20 protein-coding genes and 1 CRISPR repeat array are annotated in these 23,844 nt (G+C 41.3%); of the genes, 5 read left to right on the top strand and 15 right to left on the bottom strand.

Annotated elements, in window-relative coordinates:
* Positions 1 to 45: 45 nt before the first annotated feature.
* The 7 genes from cas3 to MHB40_RS10240 form a co-directional block, all read right to left on the bottom strand.
* On the bottom strand, positions 46 to 2,484 hold the full coding sequence (gene cas3 / locus MHB40_RS10270; RefSeq protein ID WP_342534499.1) for a CRISPR-associated helicase Cas3': 2,439 nt from the start codon (positions 2,482 to 2,484) through the stop codon (positions 46 to 48).
* Between the two features lie 156 nt (positions 2,485 to 2,640).
* Positions 2,641 to 4,006: direct repeats of the CRISPR family, unit length 33 nt; unit sequence ATTTCAATCCACACTCTCCATATAGAGAGTGAC.
* A 246-nt stretch (positions 4,007 to 4,252) separates the two neighbouring features.
* Positions 4,253 to 5,212, bottom strand: coding sequence for a hypothetical protein (locus MHB40_RS10265; RefSeq protein WP_342534498.1), 960 nt, complete (start codon positions 5,210 to 5,212; stop codon positions 4,253 to 4,255).
* 71 nt (positions 5,213 to 5,283) lie between these two features.
* Positions 5,284 to 6,966 carry a methyl-accepting chemotaxis protein gene (locus tag MHB40_RS10260; protein ID WP_342534497.1) on the bottom strand — a complete coding sequence of 561 codons (1,683 nt, stop codon included), beginning with the start codon at positions 6,964 to 6,966 and terminating at the stop codon, positions 5,284 to 5,286.
* Between the two features lie 162 nt (positions 6,967 to 7,128).
* Positions 7,129 to 7,563 (bottom strand): hypothetical protein, encoded by a 435-nt coding sequence (locus MHB40_RS10255; RefSeq protein ID WP_342534496.1) that lies wholly within the window; start codon positions 7,561 to 7,563, stop codon positions 7,129 to 7,131.
* 67 nt (positions 7,564 to 7,630) lie between these two features.
* On the bottom strand, positions 7,631 to 9,187 hold the full coding sequence (locus MHB40_RS10250; protein WP_342534495.1) for a YndJ family protein: 1,557 nt from the start codon (positions 9,185 to 9,187) through the stop codon (positions 7,631 to 7,633).
* Positions 9,156 to 9,767 carry a DUF4166 domain-containing protein gene (locus MHB40_RS10245; protein ID WP_342534494.1) on the bottom strand — a complete coding sequence of 204 codons (612 nt, stop codon included), beginning with the start codon at positions 9,765 to 9,767 and terminating at the stop codon, positions 9,156 to 9,158. The genes MHB40_RS10250 and MHB40_RS10245 overlap by 32 nt, the downstream gene beginning before the upstream one ends.
* A gap of 5 nt (positions 9,768 to 9,772) precedes the next feature.
* Entirely contained in the window at positions 9,773 to 10,666 is an 894-nt protein-coding gene (locus MHB40_RS10240) for a DoxX-like family protein (protein WP_342534493.1), read from the bottom strand.
* Positions 10,667 to 10,802: 136 nt separating this feature from the next.
* Here MHB40_RS10240 and MHB40_RS10235 point away from each other — a divergent pair, with 136 nt between their 5' ends.
* The 3 genes from MHB40_RS10235 to MHB40_RS10225 are packed head-to-tail and all read left to right on the top strand — an operon-like array spanning position 10,803 to position 14,633.
* Positions 10,803 to 11,387, top strand: coding sequence for a sigma-70 family RNA polymerase sigma factor (locus MHB40_RS10235; RefSeq protein WP_342534492.1), 585 nt, complete (start codon positions 10,803 to 10,805; stop codon positions 11,385 to 11,387).
* Positions 11,353 to 12,168, top strand: coding sequence for an ABC transporter ATP-binding protein (locus MHB40_RS10230; protein WP_342534491.1), 816 nt, complete (start codon positions 11,353 to 11,355; stop codon positions 12,166 to 12,168). Before MHB40_RS10235 ends, MHB40_RS10230 begins: the two co-directional genes overlap by 35 nt.
* On the top strand, positions 12,168 to 14,633 hold the full coding sequence (locus MHB40_RS10225) for an ABC transporter permease (protein WP_342534490.1): 2,466 nt from the start codon (positions 12,168 to 12,170) through the stop codon (positions 14,631 to 14,633). Before MHB40_RS10230 ends, MHB40_RS10225 begins: the two co-directional genes overlap by 1 nt.
* Positions 14,634 to 15,153: 520 nt before the next feature.
* Here the strand turns inward: MHB40_RS10225 and MHB40_RS10220 are convergent.
* The 5 genes from MHB40_RS10220 to MHB40_RS10200 form a co-directional block, all read right to left on the bottom strand.
* Positions 15,154 to 15,885, bottom strand: coding sequence for an alpha/beta fold hydrolase (locus MHB40_RS10220; protein WP_342534489.1), 732 nt, complete (start codon positions 15,883 to 15,885; stop codon positions 15,154 to 15,156).
* Positions 15,886 to 15,906: 21 nt separating this feature from the next.
* Complete coding sequence (locus MHB40_RS10215) at positions 15,907 to 16,431, bottom strand: hypothetical protein (protein WP_205443043.1); 525 nt, start codon at positions 16,429 to 16,431, stop codon at positions 15,907 to 15,909.
* A 244-nt stretch (positions 16,432 to 16,675) separates the two neighbouring features.
* On the bottom strand, positions 16,676 to 17,395 hold the full coding sequence (locus MHB40_RS10210) for a toast rack family protein (protein ID WP_342534488.1): 720 nt from the start codon (positions 17,393 to 17,395) through the stop codon (positions 16,676 to 16,678).
* 109 nt (positions 17,396 to 17,504) lie between these two features.
* Complete coding sequence (locus MHB40_RS10205) at positions 17,505 to 17,873, bottom strand: SRPBCC domain-containing protein (protein ID WP_342534487.1); 369 nt, start codon at positions 17,871 to 17,873, stop codon at positions 17,505 to 17,507.
* Positions 17,874 to 17,902: 29 nt separating this feature from the next.
* Positions 17,903 to 19,111 (bottom strand): MFS transporter, encoded by a 1,209-nt coding sequence (locus tag MHB40_RS10200; protein WP_342534486.1) that lies wholly within the window; start codon positions 19,109 to 19,111, stop codon positions 17,903 to 17,905.
* A 138-nt stretch (positions 19,112 to 19,249) separates the two neighbouring features.
* On the opposite strand from MHB40_RS10200, the gene MHB40_RS10195 reads away from it, so the two are divergent.
* Entirely contained in the window at positions 19,250 to 20,107 is an 858-nt protein-coding gene (locus MHB40_RS10195; protein WP_342534485.1) for a LysR family transcriptional regulator, read from the top strand.
* A 109-nt stretch (positions 20,108 to 20,216) separates the two neighbouring features.
* On the top strand, positions 20,217 to 21,086 hold the full coding sequence (locus MHB40_RS10190) for a DMT family transporter (RefSeq protein WP_342534484.1): 870 nt from the start codon (positions 20,217 to 20,219) through the stop codon (positions 21,084 to 21,086).
* A 34-nt stretch (positions 21,087 to 21,120) separates the two neighbouring features.
* On the opposite strand, the gene MHB40_RS10185 is transcribed toward MHB40_RS10190, so the two are convergent.
* The 3 genes from MHB40_RS10185 to MHB40_RS10175 are packed head-to-tail and all read right to left on the bottom strand — an operon-like array spanning position 21,121 to position 23,752.
* Positions 21,121 to 22,110 carry a HAMP domain-containing sensor histidine kinase gene (locus tag MHB40_RS10185; protein ID WP_342534483.1) on the bottom strand — a complete coding sequence of 330 codons (990 nt, stop codon included), beginning with the start codon at positions 22,108 to 22,110 and terminating at the stop codon, positions 21,121 to 21,123.
* A complete protein-coding gene (locus MHB40_RS10180) occupies positions 22,107 to 22,778 on the bottom strand; it encodes a response regulator transcription factor (protein ID WP_205443034.1) in 672 nt (223 codons plus the stop codon). The genes MHB40_RS10185 and MHB40_RS10180 overlap by 4 nt, the downstream gene beginning before the upstream one ends.
* Complete coding sequence (locus MHB40_RS10175) at positions 22,775 to 23,752, bottom strand: alpha/beta hydrolase (RefSeq protein WP_342534482.1); 978 nt, start codon at positions 23,750 to 23,752, stop codon at positions 22,775 to 22,777. The genes MHB40_RS10180 and MHB40_RS10175 overlap by 4 nt, the downstream gene beginning before the upstream one ends.
* Positions 23,753 to 23,844 lie beyond the last annotated feature (92 nt).

Genomic DNA, 23,844 nt, shown 5'->3' with positions numbered 1-23,844 from the left:
GAATGCAGCTCACTACCTGAAAAGCAATGAGCTGCTTTTCACTTTCTACACAATAAAATCCGTTAGATGTGCTTCTCCCTGCGTACTAATGCCATACTGTTCATCATAAGCCGCATCTTTTGCCGCATAAATCGTCAATGAACCAAAATGAACAACAATCAACTGATTATTTTGTTTTAGAGCTTCAAACTCATGCTTAAAAACATTCACACTGTACTGCTGGGCTTTCTTTAAAAATAGTGGATAATCTGTAATGGGTTCACGACTTGTAAGCTGGGTTATAAGTTCTTCCCCCTCTCCATACGGTACAAGTATCCCTTGTGTCTTTGCGTCAATCACCTCGAAATGTGAAAAAGCGGTTCTAAAGCTCGCCAGTATTGCTAATGGATTTTGTCTACCTTGTCCCTTCAGATAATCTTTATTCCAGTCCGTATCTACACGAAATAAAAGCTCGTAAATGGTGGTTTGCAATGCTGGGATTGGATAATTTAACTTAGATTCAAACAATTGATAGAAGTTTTTAAAATAATGTGTCATGGACGCAGTCGACAATAGATTTCCACCAAATAATGTTGGATTATGTTGTAAATCCTTCATGATGTAGCTGGCACATTCGCCACCCTTTTTAATAGTCGGTAGCTTGTTTAATGATTCTTCTGCATGATTAATCACATAGACATCTCGTAACGGCACTTCTCCATGACGATTACAACGTCCTGCAGCCTGCGCAATGGAATCCAACCCAGACAATGAGCGAATCACACAATCAAAACTAATATCAACCCCTGCTTCAATCAATTGCGTACTTATACATAAGAATTTTTCCTTTTTTCGTAGTTTTTCTCGCATATCCTTTAATTTTTGCTTTCGATGTGCAGGACACATACCTGTGCTCAAATGTACGACCTCAATATCACCATTATGGAACTGCTCAAATAAATCTTTCACTGCCCTTTTTGTATTTAAAATCACTAATATATTATTACTTGTTTTGAGCCTTTCCTCAATAAAGCCATACAACTCTTCTGTACTCCAGCCTTTATCTTTCATCAAGGGCTTAATGGTTGTACGTTGAAAGGCTTCTACAATTGATGGTAGATTCTCCATTAACTCACCATCTAGCTTTATGTTATGGCGTACATATTGGAGCGATGGCTGGGTGGCTGTACAAAGTATAGATGTAGTTTGACAGGTGTTTTTCAAAAAATTTAAGGCCTCATTAAATAAAGATACACAATGAATTGGCACAGCTTGTATCTCATCAAATATTAATATACTGTTCGCTAAGTTATGTAATCTTCTAATGCTGCGTGACCTTCCACTATAAAAGGTTTCTAAAAACTGCACCATTGTTGTAAAAACAATAGGAATATCCCAATCATCTTTAGCAGCATTTAATTTTCTTGCAGTTTGATATTCTTCAAAAGACAAATCTTCACGAGGTTCGGATTCTTCAATGACATTACTATGATGCTCTAAGACAAAATCTTCTGCTTGTAATACATCACGTACCTCTTGTGCATTTTGTTCGATAATTGTTGTAAATGGCACAATAAAGATGATACGTTTTTTTTGGTGAAGCTGTGCGTGCCTTAATGCAAAGCGAAGGCTTGCTAATGTTTTTCCACCACCTGTTGGCATTGAGAGTGTATAAATACCTGTTGAAAGGGTAGCTTTCTCTAAACAAGTTTTTGACATTTGTTCACGGAGCCGAGTAATCGCATTGGGTAAAGCGCTGCGTTGTTTTTCAGCAAGTTCAATATTTAGACGCTGTTCGAATGCTGACCAAAGAACTTGTGAATCATAATGTAAGTTTTCCTCATTTTTTTCAAAATCACACGAATTCCGCCGATCCGCATCAATTAATGCACTAAATACATACATCGTAAGATAACTAGTTAATTTTTGCATAATACTAGTCGCTTCGCTCGCAGTTTTCACATTTTTCAATCTATTCTCAAAAAAGATTTGCAACTCAGAAACCGCTTTTTGAACATACGCATGCATATAATCTAAGTCATACATATATTGTAAAAAATGTTGTTCTACTTGCAAAAACGATATATCTTTCTCAACTTCCCACCTCTTCACAAAAGGTGATTGCCCCTCTATGTCAACCATATCTATTAATTGCCCATGATGTGTGAAAATAGCATTAGCAACAGATTCCGTTAAAATAAATGCAACGGGACCTCCTAGGTGAAAATGTTTCAGTAAAAATTTGCCCCCTGCCGTAGAATGATCCACACTACCCCGTTTTGGTGGATTAGCGGGATTGGCAGCCGCTTCACGAATATATCCCTGAAACGCCTGGCTAAATTTCCCCATATCATGTAACATTCCTGCAAGGCCAGTGACATGTGGAAGGCCAATTTTCTGCCCAATTTCTTCTGCCAAAGCTTGAACCTCTTTTAAATGATCCACTAACCGTTGCTCTGCCCCATCGCTCGTTCGAATATGCGCAATAAAATTTTCAGAAGACATCTATTCCCTTCTTCCCTGTACACAAAATTGTAATATTTAAACAATTATACCAAACCTTCGACCAGATGTCTAAGGACCTACACAAAAAGTATTTATCGTTTTTCTCCCATTCAAAAAGAGGCGGTGATTATCTTAATCTTCCGCCTCTTGATAATACATTCAGTTCATATTCTTTATACAGAGGGTGACTTCATTACAAGTTCGTTAATTGACTATCCGCCATATTTCAATTCACACTCTCCATACAGAGAGTGACGATACACCATAAAAGGAGAGGTAGTCAACGTGGAATTTCAATCCACACTCTCCATATAGAGAGTGACGATTGCGATTTTACAGCTGGCTTACGTATTCTTCCTATTTCAATCCACACTCTCCATATAGAGAGTGACGAATCTGCCAGAAAGTACGGACTATGTAAATATAATTTCAATCCACACTCTCCATATAGAGAGTGACTCCGTGCCATGGATTACAGTATCAGAAATCTTTACTCATTTCAATCCACACTCTCCATATAGAGAGTGACAGGGACACGATTTAAACCAGCAGCATGTGATCCTATTTCAATCCACACTCTCCATATAGAGAGTGACATCCCTCCATCATTCTGTTTGCTGATGCAGTGTATTTCAATCCACACTCTCCATATAGAGAGTGACGTCATCATTTTGACAATCCTCATAGTCTTTTAAATTTCAATCCACACTCTCCATATAGAGAGTGACACCATTTATTAGCCCTTGAAAATATTCGCTGGATTTCAATCCACACTCTCCATATAGAGAGTGACGCAACATCAGCTACGCTTGCTTCTCCTCTATTATTTCAATCCACACTCTCCATATAGAGAGTGACCGGATGCGTACGGGCAATATTGGTCCCAGGATATTTCAATCCACACTCTCCATATAGAGAGTGACAAAGCAAGCTGTACTAGAAAGCTTGAAAGATTTAATTTCAATCCACACTCTCCATATAGAGAGTGACGGAGCATTTTCTTTTTATATTAATAGTAATACAATTTCAATCCACACTCTCCATATAGAGAGTGACCAGCTTGATTTTCAATGCCTTTGATAAGGTTTTTATTTCAATCCACACTCTCCATATAGAGAGTGACGGAAAACTTTCCGACAAAATTCGCTAAAAGGCATATTTCAATCCACACTCTCCATATAGAGAGTGACTTGCAAATTTTGTATTTTTTTTTTAATATTGAGAAATTTCAATCCACACTCTCCATATAGAGAGTGACCCATCAAACTCTCGCTATCAGAATCTAATGCAATTTCAATCCACACTCTCCATATAGAGAGTGACGTTGACGTAAATACGCTAATTCACGGTAATCTTATTTCAATCCACACTCTCCATATAGAGAGTGACTGTTGTAGTTGCTGATGATAATGTTTCAGTTGATATTTCAATCCACACTCTCCATATAGAGAGTGACCACACGCAAGAATATTTAGCAGACAATATAACTATTTCAATCCACACTCTCCATATAGAGAGTGACTGCAAAAATGAATAAATCTTTAATATAAAATCCTTAACTTTAATATTTTTTTCAAAAAACATAAGTATTTCAAACTAACATAGTTCTATCCAACTGGTATTTTCATCAATATTTCTGGTGCGAATCGTGCTATAAAATCATGTTCGCTTACCATCCGCACTTTCCTTCATTATAGCAATCATTTCCTTTTTAAAAAACCAACAACAACCGAATCCCCTCGGTCATTGCTGGTTCTTTTAATTTACATTATTTCTTGCGTTTCACAAAAACAATAACAAAAATAGCTGCTAGTACTGCAAGGATGGCGATCATCCATACTGTGTTTGAGTTGGATGTTGTGTCATCAGATGCGGCTGCTTGTTGTTCTTCTCTTGGTGTGGCGTTCGAAGACTGCATTTCTTTGGCATCGTCTTTCACCACTTGTGTAGTGCTAATTTGCACATATTGTAGAGTTGCTTCATCTGTGGCGGATGCTTCGTGTTCGTGGCTGTCGCCGTGACCTTCTGCATGGTCTCCGTGACTTTCTTCTTGCCCACCGTCATGACCATGGTGGTGATCTGCTGCTGTTGTGAAAATAGAGCGTTCTAGCTGTTGCCCTACCCAGCTTTTGGCATCTGTTGAATCGGCAAAGATGCGAGGGTGTCCTGACAGCATGTATGTTTTACCGTCAATGATGATCCCTGTTTGGTCACCTGTTACCACGTCTTCAATCGTACCCGTTGGTCCTTCTGCAAAGCCGCCCATTTGCATAAGCGTATGTCCGCCCATATCAAATGTAAGGTGCTCTATTAAGAATGCAATGTACTCTTGTTTCGTCATGGTTGCGTCAGGATTGGCTAACTCTAGTTTATGATGAAAAAGTGCTGTATTTATTTCCTTGTACGTAATATCTCCCTCTAGCGAAGACACGTAATCTTCTTTTTGTGCTGCTTGTGCTAGCTCATCCACTGTCGCTCCTTCAAGACCAAAGAAGCCACCTACCCAGCCTGCAAAGTCCTTGCGGGAGAGGTTGTCTGTTGGGTTTAAGGCCATATCTTTGCCATTGTACCCAAGAAGCCCAATACTGTGTAATACCATAATGTCCTGAATATTGGCGTCTGTTTCAGGGACATCAGTGAATAGTGTGCTTTTATCCATCGTATGGGCGTAGGCAACAGGTGCCATGAATAAAGTACTCATCAATAATAAAAGTAAATATTTTCTCAAAATGATTCCACCTTCCAATGCCTTAGTATACAGATGAAATGTGATGGAAGTTTGAAATCTACAGGTAATTTCTAGAGCTTAAATTGACGAATCAGGGCGTTTAGTTGTTCAGCCATTTCTGCTAAATGCTCGGCACTATGTTTAATTTCCACCATGGAGCTTGCGGTCTGCTCAATGGTAGCTGATGTTTCCTGAATGCCTGCTGCTGACTGTTCGGAGACAGCAGCTATTTCATCGACTGCTTTATGAATCGTGACAGTATTGTGAACAACCTCTGCTAGCTCCACTGACATACCGTAAATGCCTGTGGCAATGGCCTCAATAGCATCCGCAATTCGGTAGAATGTCGTATTGGTTGCTGCCATTTGTGAGGTGCCCTTTTCTACTTCCCCATAGCCTTGCTCTAGCGAGGAGGTCACTGCATGGGAATCATCCTGAATTTTTCTCACAATCGCTGTAATATCATCGACGGAGAAGGCAACCTGCTCGGCTAAAGTCCGAACCTCGTCTGCCACCACAGCAAAGCCTTTCCCCTGTTCGCCAGCTCTGGCCGCTTCAATCGCTGCGTTCAATGCGAGTAAATTCGTTTGGGCTGCAATCGTTTGAATGACCGCCACAAGCTTAGAAATTTCCTGTGTTTGCTTACTTAGGCCATTTACCTGTTCCACAGCATCCTTCACCGTATGCTGGATTGCTTCCATTTGTTTTGAGGAAGTGGTCATTAAGTTCCTACCTTCTTGCGTTAAAGCTTTCACATCCTGCGAATACTGTTGAACATCTTTACTGCCGTGATGAACCGTAGTGACTTTGCCAGCAAAAACATTCATGGAGGAAGCGACATCTGATGCATGATCTGCCTGTAGTTCTGTCCCACTCGCCATTTCTGTTACGGTATGAACAATTTGCTCTGTCCCTGTTTTGACCTCTGAAGTCGACTGAAGAAGCTCCTCACTATGTGCTGCCACATCGTTGGACACTGTTTGAATGTGCTTTAATAGACGATTTAAAATATCTGACATCGTATTGGTCGCTTCCATCAGTTGCCCCACTTCGTCCTTCGATTGAATCTTCAATGGCGGCTCACTTAAATCGCCATTGGTCATTTGCTGCATACGCTTGGTTAACGTCACAATCGGTCTTGAAATACCACGAGCACTTAATAGCTCAATTATCACTGCTAGAAGAACAATCCCAACACCTACGATAATGGCGATTCGCTGTTTCTGCTCCCCAGCGGCAATGATGTCCGTCCCTACCTCATTAATGGCTAGCTTTCGTTGCGCCGCTAAGCCTTCGTAGCCTTCACGAATGGTCGTCGCTATGTCATCCATTTTCGTAAGGTTTTGGGTAGCCAGTTCGGTGTTTCCTTCGTCATATACCGCAAATACCTCCTGCTCAATATAACGGTTCCATTCCTTGGACATCTCCGCAAATTTACCGAATTCGCCCGAGGAAGATAATGCTGATCGTTTTTCTTCGTTGCTTACTTCCTTTGTAACATTATCCTGAAATATCTCTTTATACTTTTCTCTCCCAGACAACACATAGCCTCTAGCTGCCGCTATCCTTAAATCAATAGACTGTGCCTGCTCGTAATCGATGATTAATAGTTGTAATTCTTGCTGTACAATTTGTTCTGTCGCATCATTGCTTTGCTTGATAGCAAAGTAATTGTAAACAATGTACCCCATCACAATTGCGATCACAATGCTAAAGGAAAAAACAATGCGTCTACTGATTGTTTTGAACTTCATCTGCAAAAACCCCTTATTTTCCTAATCTATTCCATCATTAAAAATCTACCATTTAATAAGGACGATTAGCGGTTTTAGGAATTTTTGCTATATTTCCAGAAATAACTTGGTCAATATAATGTTTTTTATAGCATCTTTCATCTTGCGTCTTTGGTACTACCCTTAATCCCAGGCATTGAACATCACGTCGCCAATGGTTTTGCTATTAAAATAAGAGACGTATTTCCATTCCGTAGCAGATAGGCTATGCAATGCTTGATCCTTTGCTAGTGATGTGGCAAGAGTCTCCGCTTCCAAGCATTTACGCATGGGAAAATATTTGTGCAGCAGCGGCTTGGATAAAAAGGTAAAGCTACTCTCCTCCTGCTTGGCAAAGGCGATGTACGGCATCAAACGATGATGAAGAATCATCAATGTCTCTCCATTAATTTCGACCACTGCCTGCATATAGACAAAAGGCGCTTTATCGATAAATTGCCTTACTTTCGCTCGTTGTTCGCTTGTCACTAAATGGTATACCATCGACTGAAACATGCGCATGTCCTGCTCAATTAAATGCGCTGCATCGAAACCAGAAATTCCTTTTGTTAAACGCAAGCCATCACTCCTTGTTATTTGTCTCTATATAGGACCTTCTCGTTCGAACGAGGGATTTCCTGCCAATCTACACATTTCTTTCAATATAATAATCAATTTGTAAAAAAGGAATACCCCATACCGTCATCTGGTGGCGTGCTGTCAATGTCTTGTCATCTACTGCAGCAATTTGAAAATGCTCCTGTAAAGGTAGCCTCATCACATTCTTTCCTATTGCCAAATAAATTCCTGCATCTCCATCGTGGCCACTTGTTAGGTGTAGCTGACCATTTTCTTCATAGGCATACAAAATACCAACCATTGTTGAAAACGGGAGTGGCAAGGCAATATTCATATAGGTCGTTTCGTTGCTTGTGTGCTTCGAATAAATGGCGACAAAAACGGTTTGCTGATGAATTGTCCGAATCCATGCACGTGGAGACGGACGGCTATCTTGTACAGAATCGACCTGAACAATGCTGCCCGTCATCTCGATTTGCTTACTGGAAAAGGGTAAATTGAGCTGTTGGAGAAAACGGCTCAATCCTTGATATAAAAAGGCAAAAGGTAAAAACCAAGTCTTCCATTGCACCGTCGCCAACAGACGATAGGACGTCGTGTGCTCATAAAAATGTGGAATGACAGGCGGTAGCTTTGCTGTATCGACAAAATTCTGTAAGGCATCGACCAAGCCAGGGTGTGGTTTATTCTCATGACGCAGCTTCCCGCGAATTTGGCTTATGGGGAACTCAAACGGACGCTGTGTTGTTGGGGGTACAGCCATTAGCCATGCGATAACCCCTACCCCACCAAAGAAAACACCATTGATTACACCATGGAATTGGAGCATTTCTGGAATGCCAATGGAAAAGTTGCCACTGACACGACTGTAAACATACAGACAAGATCCAAGAATCGTCAGACAGAGCGCTCCATAGGAAATCCTCAGCAATAGCCCCTGCCCAAACGGAAGCTTTGTTTTGAGTGCAACGAAAAACAAGCCATAGATAGCGAAAATATAAAGAGCAACCGCGATGATTTCGATGAGTATGGAAAAGGCAATACCCATCGCAACAAGGAGTGGTCCTGCCAGCAAAATCATCACCATGACACGATATCCGCTACTATCATGTAAGCGACCCAAAAGTCCGACTGAAATGGGTAATAAACAAGCGGAATAATGAAAGTGAATCGCTGTTAACCACGTTATTAATGGTGAAAAGCCTGTATCAATGTTGGCGACATAGGCGAAAAACCACAAACCACCCAGAGCTAGATAGAAAAGCCCCATGTCAATTGCAAACTCCGCACTATTCGTAAATCCTCGCTGTAAAAACCTTTTCACGCCTTGTATGGCTATATAGAAGGTATACAGTAAATACATACCTGCCAGCACATTAGCCAATAAGCCATTCGACCATTCATGCAGCAGTGTAACAGCTAGCATCATCCCAACAATGATGGCTTTGCCCACTTTCTGAACATCCACAACCATGGAGACCATGGTGGGGACGAAAATCAGTTGAGCAACTGTGAGTAACCAAAAGTAACTGGGTTGTCCACTAAGCACAAAGCAAATTACCGTGAACATAATCCCCAGTAAAAAAATGAAATTACTTCGATTGTTGCGTAAATTCTCCAGCATACATCATGAGCCTCCCTATGAATGGATTATGGATGGAGACATGAATGGTGAAGACATTTTTCGATTCATCAAAGCCCTCCTCCACAATGACCCGCCCCTCTATCAATCTAGGCATGGGGCATTCGAAACGAGAGAGGACAAAGCGCTGCTTACCTGAACGAATGACTAACGTTCCCTCTCGTGTCACCGTAAAGTGCAAATCGGAATAAAAAAGAGAAGGTGTGCCTAAATAATCTTTCACAATTTTTCGGATTGGATCAATGGTCATCCTTGCATCAAAATGCCTTGTCTTCTGTGGGAAATAAAAGGTGCGCTCCCATAGCACCTCCAGTACCCCACTCGGCAGAGCTCGGCATGTATTCGAAATGGTAAAGGGAACATTCTCCCCTGACTCAGGGAACAGAAATCGCGTTTTCGCTGCCAGCGTATAAAAGGGACGCATCCATTTAGCACCAGATTTTATTTGATGCATCACACCCTGAGCAAAAAATGGTTCATCAATCGGTAACGCATAACGCTTTTGTAGCATCGGATGAAGTCTTGCAAAATCATCCCCTAATAATGTCTGATAGATCGTCATGCTTGTTATCCTCGCTTTCTTTTACAGCTTTTGGCACTTGGGACATCCTTACTTAAGCTAAATCCGATGATTGACAACACCCATAAAGCGCTATTAAATGTGAGTGGATTAAAGGGCGCTTGAATACTTGTCGGGTCCGCAACAATAGCAGCGATCGTCAAGAGTGGAAAAACGATGATTTGTATGCCAAAGAGCCAGCGTTTTCCTCGCGGGTAAAGCCAGCACAAGGCAAAAAGGATTTCAGCAACCCCTATCCACATCACTAGCTGATCTGCATGGTTTAGTAATGAAGCGGTCATCTTTAATTCCTGCGGATGCAGATGGATGATCTTCGGTACAAGACCATGATAGAACCAGACAAAGCAAAAGAATATACGCAGGAGCATGGTTAAAAAGAATCGTCTATACTGGGCAGCAGGATTTTCTCCTTTTTCTAGCCATCTTTTTAATACATCAAAGCTGAGTGCCGTCGCCCACCCCATTATTGGGCGAAAAAATAGATCAAAGAATGTGCCAAGCTTGCCATAGCGTGTGTCATAATCATATTGAGTTAAAAATGTCAGCCCCTGTTGATGCGGGATATATTGCCAATAGCCCTTTCCCTCCGCTATAGGTGAGCGCTTTTGAGGCGTACCAAAATGCAGAGAGGATGTTCGCGTGCCATTTTCTTTATGATGCTCCCCCTTGCTTTCTCCCCAGCCGCTTACCTGTAAGCCTGGCATGACCTTCGTTTCATAGGTAAAACGCTGTGGCTCCTCAGGTGATTTTTTCGGACTATAGGTAATGGATGTAAAACGTAAATCCCATTGCTCATGCAGCTGAGGATTTTGTGTATAATCCCATGCTTTTTCTATAGGCGCCTGGATGTCTATCTCGACATAAATAGGCTTTCTGCTCATAAACTCACTCCTTTTTTTCGATTAAGCCACTATCATTATAGCAATAAATTGATAACCTACTATTAAATGGGTATGCTTATTAAGTTTCTCAATAAAAATAAAAAACTTGAATCGAAATGACGACTTGCTGAGTCTAATGGTCGAAATGGAGGCGATTTTCATTACGAGCACCCAACAATCTCTTGTAGCCTTAGCCCAACAAGGTGATGAGCAAGCATTTTATCAGCTAATTGAGCAGGAGCAACATAAGCTTTATCGCATGGCCTATGTCTACGTACAAAATGAAAACGACGCCGTAGAAGTTTTTCAGCAAACCATTATTCGAGCCTATGAGGGCTTGCCACAATTAAAGGAGCCACACTATTTTGCCACTTGGCTCACCCGCATTATGATTAATTGCTGTAAAACCTATATAGCGAAGAAAAATACAGTTATGCCTGTTGAACCACAAACTTTCGAGGATTTAACAAGCTCATCCCCTACATATATCGAAGAAGAGCTGGATTTATGGCAGGCTCTTTGCCAGCTTGAGGAAAAGTACAAAACAGTGCTATTGCTACGATTTTATCAAGACTACTCGGTCAAGGATATTGCGGCGATTTTGCAATGTCCTGAAGGCACCGTGAAAACACATATTCGGCGTGGTTTGCAAGCATTACGACAACAATTAAAGGGGGCATATCTCGATGAGTGGGTTCAATCCGTTGAAAGAAGTCATTAATGCAATACCCATCCCTGAAGGACGGTTAACAGAAGTGCTACGTGTTGAAGGGATGTCCAAAATTTATCAGCAAAAGCATCATACTGTGAATGCCTTAAAAAATATCCATTGCACCATTTATCAAGGAGAAATGGTAGCGATTATGGGGACAAGCGGCTCTGGTAAAAGCACCCTTCTGAATCTGATCAGTGCCATTGATGAACCAACAGACGGGGCATTATTTTTATTTGGCAAGGAAGCTCACGCAATTTATCAAGAGCCAAAAGCATCGCAATTCCGAAAAGAAAATATCGGCTTTATCTTTCAATCCTTTCATCTGCTAAAGGATTTATCTGTGGAGGATAATATCGCGCTTCCCCTTATTTTAAATGATGTTCCTAGCAAGGAGATTAAGGTGCGTGTGCAGCACATGATGGAAACCTTAAATATCGCCGCTTGGGCAAAGCATCGACCCCATGAGCTGTCTGGTGGACAAAAGCAACGTGTCGCCATTGCGCGTGCGATTATTGCTAACCCTCCTATTTTACTGGCAGATGAGCCAACAGGGGCTTTGGATGTTCATACAACAGATGAAATTTTAGCGCTGCTCGTTGCTCTGCAAAAAACGAACCAGCAAACGATTTTACTCGTCACACATGACCCCTATGTGGCTACCTATGCCAATCGGGTACTGTTCTTCCATGATGGGGCAATTGTGGATTCCTATCAAAACCAGCAGAATGAAGAGGATTTGGATTGTATTTTAATGAAATTCAAACAAGTTACGAGGGGGGATCGCTAATGTTTACGATGCGCAATATTGCCCTCAAGCTATTTCGTGCCGCTTGGGCAAATGTCCTAACAAGTATTAGTATTATTGCAATCTCGATTTGCCTGGTGATGACAATGACCGTCTACATTTGGAATGCCAATAGCCAGATGAAGGCCGACATCCAAGCATTGTATGGAGAAATGGACTTAATGGTCGGTTATAATCCCGATCAGCAAAAATTGTTGACAGCATCACAAATAGAGGAGTTTTCTACCCTAGCAGGTGTCACACAAGTGTCCAGTTTATCGCTAGCTCATACAATGGTTGAACAAGAAAAGCACACTGCTTTTTATACCGTTGGCGTGGAAAATGATGACCTTGTGAAAAGCCGCTACCATTTTGAGGTCAATCTTGGACCGAATGATGCCATTCTTTCAGAAAATGTTGCCCGTCTTTTCAATAAACGCGTTGGGGATTCCATTCATATTCAATCAAAGGATTTTATCGTGCAAGAAATTTTACCGACTATGAAAGGCACTGACAGTCCTAATATCATCCTCTTAGCTAATGATGTTGTCAAAGCATGGATGAACAATAGTCAGCCACAAACGGCAGGCATATTTGCGCTCATGAAAACAGATGAGGGTCGTGCCAAGGCAGTAGGTGCAGAAATCAAACAACTCGATGCAACATTACGTGTAGATGTTATGAGTGATTACGATGTATTTAAAAGAAATTTACAGAGCTTAATGGTTTTTATGATTGTACTATCTGTTTTTATTTTACTCATTTCAAGCGTCCTATTGCTGTCCACATTCCAGCTATTATTCTATAAAATCAAAGAGCAACTAATGATTTTACGGGCTCTTGGGGCATCAGTAAAACAGGTTGGACGTATTGTTAAGCTCCAACTTTCACTGATCATTAGCTTTGGTGTTATGCTTGGAACAACGCTGAGTCTTGTGGTGATTAAAATCTGGCTGCCACAATTAATTAGCTTGTTGCATTTACCTAATGCTAAAACAGAGCTTCCTATTGGATTTATACTATTGATTGCCCTTTCCAGCTTCTTGATTCTGCAGATGATGACAAAATGGCAAGTAGCCAAAAGTTCCCGACTATTGCCATTACAAATCGCGACAGAAAATGAACATTTACATCTTCGTTGGACAAAATGGAAAACAATCATAGTTAGTATTGTAGGTGTGATCGCTTTACTATTCTTTTTACAAGCTGGGACAGGAAGCGATCAAGGTGCCTTATTTATTTTACTTGGGACACTACTCGTATGTGGGATTTTACTGTTACTAATCCCCTATCTGTTTACAGTCATCCTTCATCTGGCTTTAAAGCCGATTCGAAAGGTACTTGGCAAAGAAGCTTATTTAGCGTGCCAGCAGCTCATGCCACAAGTACGCAAAAATATGCCCGTAGTGCTCAGCATTATAGGATTAATGGTCATTTTAACCTTTGGCAGCTCATTATTGAAAACCTTACAGCTCAACGACCTGGCCTACACAGAATCACAATACGAAACAGCCGTAAAGATTAATAATGAATTAAATGATCCAACCATCACGCCTGCAGTTATAGAGGAAATTGAAGCATTGCCGAGCGTGCAATATGCGTATGCACAAAGCAATAATGCTTATATTGCCCTACAGCTCGGCGAGGAATGGCTACCAGAGAACTATACAACCATTGATATCGAGAAATTTATACAATTAAAGAAATTACCTGAAATTGAGGGTGGAAATTTGCGGGATGGCCTCGTAGTGACAAAGCACTTTGCCGAACGTCATCATTTAACAGTGGGTGATCGTCTAACGATAGGTTCCTATGATTTTGCTGCCCAGCAGGATATGCCAACCGGTGAATTACAAATTATAGGAATTACCGATACACCTATTCAACGTGCTGATATAATCGTTGATTGGTCATCGTTCCTCACGGCGCAGGATCACCCAATCATCGAAGACATTATGGTCGAAACATCTCACCCTGAGCAGGCATTGGCGGAGCTATCATTCTTGGAAGAGCGCTGGCCAGCCCTGAAGTTTACAGATAAAGCGACCATACTAGCGCAATCCAATGAAATGTTCTTCCAGCGCTGGAGCCTATTTGTCGGTGTCTTTGTTATTTTAATAGCTGCCACTGCCCTAGGTGTCCTACAAACATTACTGCATACCATTTATACAAAACGTAGCGACTATGCCATCCAACGATTGATTGGGCTGTCACCAAATGGCTTAATGAAGCTCATACTGACACAAGTCCTATCCTTTGTCCTCTATGGTCTCACAGTCGGCACATTGCTAGGATTAGTTTTAACGAGAATGCTAGGCTTCATTGATGAGGGCTCCCCGATGTCCTATGACTTCTTAACATTAGGCATCACAAGCATCACCCTCCTAGGAGCAACACTCATTGTCTTTACCCTCCAAGGCTACTGGATTAGCCGACAGAAGCTGGCGAATGAAATCGTGGAAATCTAAGTAAAAACAGCCCCTCTCTGGATGGAGGTGGCTGTTTTTTTAGGAGCGGGGGTGATCTCGCAGGCGAGCGCTTTTACTCCTTTTTGGAGCGGAGTTCTCTCTTGAATGAGCGCTTTCACTCCTTTTTGGAGCAGAGTTCCTTCTTGAATGAGCGCTTCTACTTCTTTTTGGAGCGGGGTTCTCTCTTGAATGAGCGCCTCTACTTCTTTTTGGAGCGGGGTTCTCTCTTGAATGAGCGCCTTTACTCCTTTTTGGAGCGGAGTCTTCTCTTCGATGAGCGCTTTTGGTTCTTCTTTGAGCGGAGTTCTCTCTTGAATGAGTGCTTCTACTTCTTGTTTGAGCGGAGTTCACTCTTGAATGAGCGCTTTCACTCCTCTTTGGAGCGGAGTTCTCTCTTGAATGAGCGCCTTTACTCCTTTTTAGAGCGGAGTTCACTCTTGAATGAGCGCTTCTACACCTCTTTGGAGCGAATCTCTCTCTTCAGTGAGCACCCCCACTCCTTTTATAAATGAAACTCTCCCTAAATTTGAAGAAAATCCATCATTTCCTTTATGAGAGCCTCTTGATCCCGTCCTAATGTCATAAGATGCTTAGAATTTTCAAAGCCTTTCTTCCGCTTTTTAGATGATTGAACATGCTGATAAATCATTTCTGCGCTTTCTGTATACAATGCATCGTCGCGTTCACCATAGTAGATAGCAATAGGAATGGTGATTTTATCAAGCTGCTGCATCGTTTCTTGGATAAATGTTTGGAATGCGTTCATCGCATCTAATGGCATGCTCTTAAATGGCTCCATTTCCTGTGTGATTTGAAGCGGTGATTTGCCCTCTATCGTTTTATAATTGTAGGCATAGTCTACAATTCTTTGTTTTAATTGCTCTGGCTCCTTATCAAACGGTACCGATAAGACAATGATTTGCACCAGCTTCTCTAATTGGGCAAGCTTCAATGTGAAAATACCACCGATGGAGAGACCGATGACTGAAATCTTTTGATAGCCTTCATCCAATAAAAATTGATGGGCCTGCACTACATCCTGCCACCAGTCGTCTACCTGATCGTGTAATAACTGTTCGGGGTGAGTGCCATGTCCACGATATAATGGCGCATAGCATGTATAGCCTTGGCTATGTAGTGCAGTGGCTACTTTCTTCATATCTCTTGTATGACTTGTAAAGGAATGTAAAAGCAATAGGGCATGCTCATTTCCCTGTAAATAAATTTCTTTTGCTGGTAGTATATTTAGCACATCATCAAGCCCCCTTCTAACTTAAGCCCCAACAAACAGCACAGCCTGTCCGATTGCAATAAAAAAGGCTTCCTGCTGAATGGGGCTGCTATCTTCAATTTGCAGTGTAATGTCAAAATGCGTCTCACAGAAAGTCGCTTGCCAACGGGCGATGGGCTGCTCATTCACAGTAAAAACAGACCAGTCCTCCATTTCTTTGTTGAGCTTGATTTGCTGTTCGCCATCGGTAATGACTAAATCAGGAATCATGATTTGCCAGCCATCGTAGGCAATCATATAGTCTTTCCCTGTCACCAAATCCTTACCACGAAAATGCACGCGTCCACGACGGGATACTTTTTTACACGTAAAAAGAGGCTGACCATTGCGATCATTCGCATCAAATCGAACGAAATAACGATAATCCATCGTCTTATCGAATGCTTTTTTTAGTGCATTGGAATACACGCGTTGAACGGTGGACGATACCTCCCCCGCTTCATTTAAAATAGTAACGGTCTCTGTTGACTCGATGGCTGCTGGTTGCTTGTATGTATAGGTCTTCAATCTATTCGCTCCTTTAAAACAATTGCTTTCTTAAAGCTACCATAAAATAAGCGCCAAATACAAAGGATGTATTTGACACCCTATTATGATTATTGTGTCGGCTGACGGTTTGAATGGTAGGTGTGTTTCATTTTCACCCTTTCCCCACTTAGAGTCATTGACCCAAGTAAAAGGTTGCACTTGTATTAATTTTTTTGAACGCAAAAAAAGAGACTACTTCAATGAAAGTAGCCTACTCCATTTTCTATCGATCTAACTTAAAGGTAATTTCTCCGATGCCCAATTCCGAATTGACCTCTAGCACGACATCCGCCTTGTCATAGGCTTCGTTGACATAGACACCGTTGCCTTTAGACACAAGACCTTCGACATTAGACGAGCCAATGCCTTTTTCCGTCGTTAATTTGACCCCAACCTTTGAGGGTAAAATGACCGTTGTTTGACCGACGCCTGTTTCAATATTCGTTGTGAAGCTCTTTTTCCAATCGCCGCCTAGATTGACCGTTAAATCACCAACACCTGCTTCAATATCGAGTTTTTCCAGCTGAAGTCCTTGTAAATCGAGGTTGGCAAGAGAGGCACCCGTTTCTACAGTCAGATCCATTGGGATGCTGTCATTCAGTTGAATCGCCCACGTGTTTTTAATATTGGAGAGCCCTAGCTTTGTGGAGCCTTTATGCTTGATTTCCACTTCTCCTGTATCGCCATGTACAGCATAGTCTACCTGTGGGGCTAGCTTTTTTAAATTATATTCTGCATTGCCCTCAACCCATTCCTTTGCACCGCTCGATACATTCATTTCCCCGACACCTAAATCAATGTCTACCTCTAATGCTTTCGCTTTATCCTTTTCCACCAAGATGGCTTCCTCTCGCATCTTGCTTGGCATAACGGAAAAGCATCCCGATAACACCAATGCTGACGTCCCCATCACGACACCTAAACCAACTAATTTTTTCAACATTATTTCCTCCCGCCATTTAATCTACCAATAATTACATTATATAGAAGTAAGGAAATTAAAATACGACCCTACGCTTGAAATTCATCTAAGACCTGAGACGTAGAGATGGCTAGTCATGCCCCTCCAGCAAAGCCTTTAAATTAGCGAGAGAGGCATCATAGCCTGGCGAATTAAAGCTCACCGTTGTGCCATTGCCCTGCTCGGCTAGCGTAATAGCGATCAATGTTTCAGGAACTTCTAAATAAAAGGAAAATTCCTCATTTTTCTTCACTTGCTGAATCGTTAGCTGCATCGGCAGTTTTTCAGATAGCTGATTATGCGCATTCGGCATTAAGGTAGATGTCATCTTTTCCCCAACAGCTAGTATGGGAATGTCCCATGTGGAGCCTGGTGCGTACCATTGGGAGAGGGATTGCTCCTCCGTAATCGCTTGCCATACTTTATCAATTTCTGTATCAATCCAAATCGAACTGGTCATTCGCAGCAACCTCCATTTCCTCTTTTCCCTTATTTTACCGAACTTTCAGGAGTTAGACTACTTTGGGCTGTTCGATATAAGTGAAAAGCCCCGAGTAATACCATGACAGCGATGAGATCCAAAGCGAGCTGATAACTGGAAAAAACAGCAACCAATAAGCCATAAACTGTTGGTGCCAAGACAATAAAGAACTGATTAATCGTTAACGCTGCACTAACAGTCAGCCCAACAGCTTGAGAATCCGATTGCTCGGTGACACAAGTGATATATAAGGAGTACCAGCCAAGTGCTAAAAAACCAAACACACCGCAAAAAATAATCATCAAGCCCTGGCTATGTATGACAAAGGGCAGACAGCCAATCATCAGAAATGTAGCGACCATGACGAACACTAATAATGGCTCTCGCCTTTGAGCAAAATAGTGATCACTCATCCAAGCAAGCACAATCCTCCCAAGCATCCCACCAAGTAAAATCAGACTTAAATAGCGCCCCGCCTCCGTTAATGAATAACCACCCTCTTGATGTAAATAGCTCATAAAGTGAGCAATGATAATCATTTGTAGGGACATCATGACCATGCCAACAAAAAATAAAGGATAGAGCGCTCGATTGTGCCGAATTGCACGCAGCTTCTCTTTAAAAGGAATGGGAGCTACCGCAGCGCTTACATGCTGTTTTGGTTCTTTGTACAGCAATAAAAATAATAGTCCCCCACCAATCGCCATCAAGCCCTGTGTTAAATGGACAGAGGAAAGATGATGATGTTGATACAAATAAGTCAGCACAGTTGAAGCCAATGCACCGCCAATTGGAATCCCTGTCTGGCGAATCCCAATAGCAAGTCCTCGATGCTTGTCAGGAAACCATTTCACTATAGCTGTACTGCCACCCGTTTGCGCACTGCCATACCATATCCCCACAACTATTAATACGAGTAGCAATGTCGTATAATGATTCACAGGAATGAGCAATAAAGCTGACATGCCCAGAATAATTGAACCCCATCCAATAATCTGCTTCTCTCCCTTTTTATCCATGAGATAGCCGAATAGCAGCATGGAGAAAATCGGTCCAATATTGACGGCTGAAACAATCAGTCCTGTTTGGAAGGACGTTAAGTGCCATTCCATTTGATAAAAAGAGGCAACTGGCCCCATCCCGTAGGTCACAAAGGTTGCGGCTGTCTGCGAAAGTGTAGCCACAAGTAAAATGACCCATCGATAATATGTATGCATAATAACCCTCCATCAGGTTTATACCGCTTTGCAGTATACCTTTTCGTTACCTAGAGTTTACGTGGACAGCTAGCGTACGTAAAATGGAGGAAAATGATAGCCGCTATCAAAAAATTCTATAGGTGTGTGAGGAACAACATGAACATTGAAGAAATTGCCTTAAAAATGGAGCTTCTTGAAAGGCAAAACTTGAGTAAATCGGCTGAAATCACCAATTACACACAATCTGCCTTAACAGCAAAGGTGAAAAAAATGGAGCGTGAAATTGGGCAGGAGGTCTTTAAACGAACGCCTCAAGGCTTAAAGCTGACAGAGGTAGGTGATCATTATTTACAATTTTTAAAGAAAGTTGCTCAAAATTATGAGGATTTTTTACATAACATCGGCCCGACGCAAACGCACATTCATGTTGGTACATCTCATACAACCATTAAAATCTATGGTCCATCCATCATGAACGCGCTACAAGCCAGTCAAAGTCCGATTGATGTAGATTTCACTGTAGAATCGAGTACGTCCTTAAATCATAAAGTCCATCTGGCGGAAATAGATTGTGCATTAACCAGTAATCCAATCAAGCATTATAGCGATTTACACTATGATGTCATCGCCACTGAAACATTCGAAGTCATCTCAAGCTCTGCTCATATCATTGACTTTGAACAACGGACACCAGTCACATTGCTTGTGTTAAGTAAGGGCTGCATGTATACCCATGCATTAGCACAATGGCTTACTCAGAAGCAGGTTCCTTTTACGATGAAAGAAATTAAATCGGTTAGTAGTATTCTCGATTTTCTTGAAATTGAGCATACATTGGCTGTATTAAATACGAAATTACTAGCACTCTATCCTTGCCCTGACCTTTATTTTTATGAATTAGACAACCTCCATCATATTATTGAAACGGTTTTTATTCATAAAAAAGATGATAGCAAGCAGCCCTTCATCCTGCAATTAAGGCAGGTCATTGAATCCTTGCTTGAACAGAATTAGTTGCAGGATGATGTTTTGTGCTAATATTCTAAAAACCCTATATTATTCATGTCGACTGCTCTATAATAGGTTTGTCATTATTAATCTTGTAAAAGTATAGGAGTACATCATGTTTTATTACATCTCGTTATTTTTTGCAGTATTTGCGTTATCCACCTCAGCTATTTTTGTTAAGCTCGCTGATGCACCACCAGCGATTACAGCCTTTTATCGACTATTTTTTGCGATGCTGGTGCTCCTACCGTTTTTATTAGCACAGAAGGGCTTGCGTCAGGAGCTTGCTAGCCTCTCGAAAAAGCAGTGGGGACTTGGCATTTTATCAGGCTTATTTTTGTCCTGTCATTATGTTTTATGGTTTGAATCATTAAACTACACATCCGTGGCTAGTTCAACCGTCATTGTGACACTACAGCCACTATTCTCTTTAGTAGGCAGCTATTTCTTATTTAAAGAACGGTTTTCAAAAGGTGCAATTTTGGGCTGTTTCGTAGCGATTATCGGCTGCTTCATCATTGGCTGGCAAGATTTCCAGATCAGTGGACAAGCCCTTTATGGTGATATTCTTGCCTTTATTGCGGCAGGGATTATTACAGCCTACTTTTTTATCGGGCAATCTGTACGCAAGGATTTATCACTCATTCCCTATTCCATTATCGGCTATGGCAGTAGCTCGATCTTTTTAGCCGTTTATGCCCTCTTGATGAAAGAATCATTTTTCGATTATTCAGCCTCCACATGGTGGTCCCTTGTAGGGCTGGCTGTCATTGCGACGATTTTCGGGCAAACCATTTTTAATTGGCTATTGAAATGGTTAAGTACTACCGTGATTTCCATGAGTATTTTAGGCGAAACGATCGGCACCTGTATATTAGCTTATTTTATTTTAGATGAGATGATTTCCGTTCAACAGGGGATCGGTATTGTGGTCATTTTACTAGGACTGGCCCTGTTCTTACTACAGCAAAGAAAATCAGTGTAAAATAAAAAACAACGGCAAAGGCTGCCGTTGTTTTTTATTGGCGTGTAAAGTAGAAGATCGTGCCATTTTTGTTTGATTGTAAGGAAGCTTCGATATTCAATGTTTTAGCAATATCCTGAATGATTTTAAGCCCAAGTCCGCCATGCTCATCTTCAGTCGTAAAGCCAATACCATCATCACACATGACAACTTGCCCGTCCTTAATCGTCACCTCTAGCTTGGATGCTTGGGCATGCTTTAATGTATTTTGAAAGACATTATCGAATAAACGCTGTAGCCACAATTCATTGCTAAGCCAAGTTGCTTGTAAATCATCGTGCTGAAAATGCAGCGTAATATTCTGCATGCGATATAGATACTGCCACTTCTTTATCATCATTTGTAACAATGGGACAAGTTGAACCTCCTCCTGCATGACATAGGACTGTTCACCCGTATCAAAGGACTGTAACTGAAATGCATTAGTTAAATTCGTGATATATTGAATTTGTGCATGTAAGGATTCCACCAATTTGGGCTGCCCCTGTAGCTGATCCTCTAGATAAAACAGCTGCAAACGGATAGCCGTTAACGGCGTATGAATGTCATGTCGCAACTTTTGTAGCAGCTCTTTTTGAAGCTCCTGCTGCTGGGCAAGCTCTAATTCTCGGTAAGTTGTACGCTCAATTAAAAGATTGACAGATTGGCTAAGCTGTCCAATTTCATCCTCACTTTTTATCGTTAACGTGTCAGGTATTCGCTCATTACTTGCTAGTTCTCGTATTGTTTTATTAAGTAGTGTAATTTTGGATAGTAACGAATGAATCGATGTGGAAAATAGCCATGCGAGCATTCCTAACGCTAGCACAAACGCAATCAGCATCACAGGATAGGCATAGGACTCATGAAACGGAATGCCGTCATTTTTCATTTTAAAGGCCTTGTCATACAAAATTGACATGGCCACACTAATGCCTAATAGCACAATGGGCACACTCACAATCGCTACAAATAATAAAGTGCGGTATTTGGTTTTTAAGGTCATTTTCTAGTATAGGTATTCAAACGATACCCTTCTCCATAAATATTTTGCACAATATTGCCTGCTGGGTCCTGTAGCTTTGTTCGAATTTTTTTAATATGGACATTCAAAATATTATGATTGCGTTCATCGAGCGGCCAAAGATAATCGAAGAAATGATCCTTTGTTAACACTCTGTCTCGATTGTCGAATAAATAAAAGAAAATTTTTCGCTCGATCGCTGTCAGGGCAATTTCATTATGGATACTTTGATGAAACACTTGACGGCGCTCCCCATCAATAAATAAATGCTGAATTTGCGTAAATGTACCATATTGTTGTGCCAGCATTTTTTGCATCCTTAGCAACAGCTCTCGCGGATCAAATGGCTTTGTCAGATAATCCTCTCCGACCATCAACCCTTCTAGCTTACTGTCAATATCATTACGTGCCGATAAAAAAATAATCGGAATATTTAAGCCTAATCGTTTAATGTTTTTGCTTAATTGATAGCCATCCTCTCCTGGCAGCATAATATCCATAATGACTAAATCCACCTGCTGAATCAGTGCCATCATATCTTTGCCATCCGTTTTCCAGATCGCTTCATAACCCTCTCGCTGCACTATTTTTTGGAGCAAATCACCAATCATGTGATCGTCTTCTACAATTAAAATCCTAAATCCCTTCATCTGATCGACCTTTCTGTTTTCATAAATGCCAGCGCTAGTTGATAGATTTCCTCGGGCTGATAAAGATATATACTATGTGTGCCGCTGACCTCTTTCACCTGTGCATAGGTGAATTGCTTCGCAAAATCTGCATAATCCTGCCGATTTTGCCTCGTATATTTCGAATGTTTATTGTCTTCCGCAATGGCATCAATCAGTAAGATAGGGGTGGCTTGCGGCTTTGGAAGCTGTTCTGATTGTAAACTATTTTCATAGACCTGTAACAGCTCATTTTGCATAGCCTCATTAAAAAATTGCTTAAAGGACAACGCCTGATAGATTGCCTTCTCCTGTGCCGTTAAAAAAGACATGTTCAATACTTGTGGATTATAGACCTGAGATGGCATAAGTCGATGTACGCCCAGCTTCGTAGCGAGATGCATTCCCCTCACCATCCAACGATCGACCGTCCCCATTTTATGCTTTACATATTGACTAGGTAAGCCAATGTCCAGCGCAATGATGCCCTTTACTTCATCGGGGTATTTTTGTGCCCAGTAAATCGCCTCTAGCCCTGAAATGGAATGTGGCACGAGGACATAGGGTGGCTCAAGCCCACTTTGCAGAAGTGCCTGTCGTGTTTGCGCTAAAATGGTATCGATACCTCTATCATCATGGGCTACGTCGCTATAGCCATAGCCAGCTCGATCGACTACTGCAATTTGATGATGCTGTGAAAACTTACGATACAGCCCTTTTAACTCATATACAGGTGCTGCAATGCCTGAGCCTGCCATAAAGACATATGTATCATCGCCAGTCCCCTCCTGATAAACATGGATGTTATGACCATCTACATTGTTTAATGTGCCGTTAGGTTGTAAAATAGCTGACTCCTTCTGTACTAAACTATAGTGGTAGATACAAACTATCACCATTCCAAGCACGATGAATGCCCCCATGTAGACAACCATTTTCTTCAATTGCTTTTTCATACGTATCTCCTTTTCTATTAATACTTGCAAGGATACACGGTAAAAATAAATTTCTACTAAATTTTTGGAGAAAATAGATAAATTTCATACAA

Source organism: Lysinibacillus sp. FSL K6-0057 (assembly GCF_038630885.1).
Classification (GTDB): domain Bacteria; phylum Bacillota; class Bacilli; order Bacillales_A; family Planococcaceae; genus Lysinibacillus; species Lysinibacillus fusiformis_F.
This window is presented reverse-complemented; position numbering and strand designations above follow the sequence as displayed.

What these genes read in the sequence shown, in the direction of transcription:
- MHB40_RS10195 (WP_342534485.1), top strand. Translation starts at nt 19,250, where the DNA reads ATGAACATTGAAGAAATTGCCTTAAAAATGGAGCTTCTTGAAAGGCAA.
- MHB40_RS10250 (WP_342534495.1), bottom strand. Translation starts at nt 9,187, where the DNA reads ATGCTGGAGAATTTACGCAACAATCGAAGTAATTTCATTTTTTTACTG.
- cas3 (WP_342534499.1), bottom strand. Translation starts at nt 2,484, where the DNA reads ATGTCTTCTGAAAATTTTATTGCGCATATTCGAACGAGCGATGGGGCA.
- MHB40_RS10210 (WP_342534488.1), bottom strand. Translation starts at nt 17,395, where the DNA reads ATGTTGAAAAAATTAGTTGGTTTAGGTGTCGTGATGGGGACGTCAGCA.
- MHB40_RS10240 (WP_342534493.1), bottom strand. Translation starts at nt 10,666, where the DNA reads ATGAGCAGAAAGCCTATTTATGTCGAGATAGACATCCAGGCGCCTATA.
- MHB40_RS10205 (WP_342534487.1), bottom strand. Translation starts at nt 17,873, where the DNA reads ATGACCAGTTCGATTTGGATTGATACAGAAATTGATAAAGTATGGCAA.
- MHB40_RS10235 (WP_342534492.1), top strand. Translation starts at nt 10,803, where the DNA reads ATGGTCGAAATGGAGGCGATTTTCATTACGAGCACCCAACAATCTCTT.
- MHB40_RS10260 (WP_342534497.1), bottom strand. Translation starts at nt 6,966, where the DNA reads ATGAAGTTCAAAACAATCAGTAGACGCATTGTTTTTTCCTTTAGCATT.
- MHB40_RS10200 (WP_342534486.1), bottom strand. Translation starts at nt 19,111, where the DNA reads ATGCATACATATTATCGATGGGTCATTTTACTTGTGGCTACACTTTCG.
- MHB40_RS10225 (WP_342534490.1), top strand. Translation starts at nt 12,168, where the DNA reads ATGTTTACGATGCGCAATATTGCCCTCAAGCTATTTCGTGCCGCTTGG.
- MHB40_RS10180 (WP_205443034.1), bottom strand. Translation starts at nt 22,778, where the DNA reads ATGAAGGGATTTAGGATTTTAATTGTAGAAGACGATCACATGATTGGT.
- MHB40_RS10230 (WP_342534491.1), top strand. Translation starts at nt 11,353, where the DNA reads ATGAGTGGGTTCAATCCGTTGAAAGAAGTCATTAATGCAATACCCATC.
- MHB40_RS10245 (WP_342534494.1), bottom strand. Translation starts at nt 9,767, where the DNA reads ATGACGATCTATCAGACATTATTAGGGGATGATTTTGCAAGACTTCAT.
- MHB40_RS10190 (WP_342534484.1), top strand. Translation starts at nt 20,217, where the DNA reads ATGTTTTATTACATCTCGTTATTTTTTGCAGTATTTGCGTTATCCACC.
- MHB40_RS10185 (WP_342534483.1), bottom strand. Translation starts at nt 22,110, where the DNA reads ATGACCTTAAAAACCAAATACCGCACTTTATTATTTGTAGCGATTGTG.
- MHB40_RS10175 (WP_342534482.1), bottom strand. Translation starts at nt 23,752, where the DNA reads ATGAAAAAGCAATTGAAGAAAATGGTTGTCTACATGGGGGCATTCATC.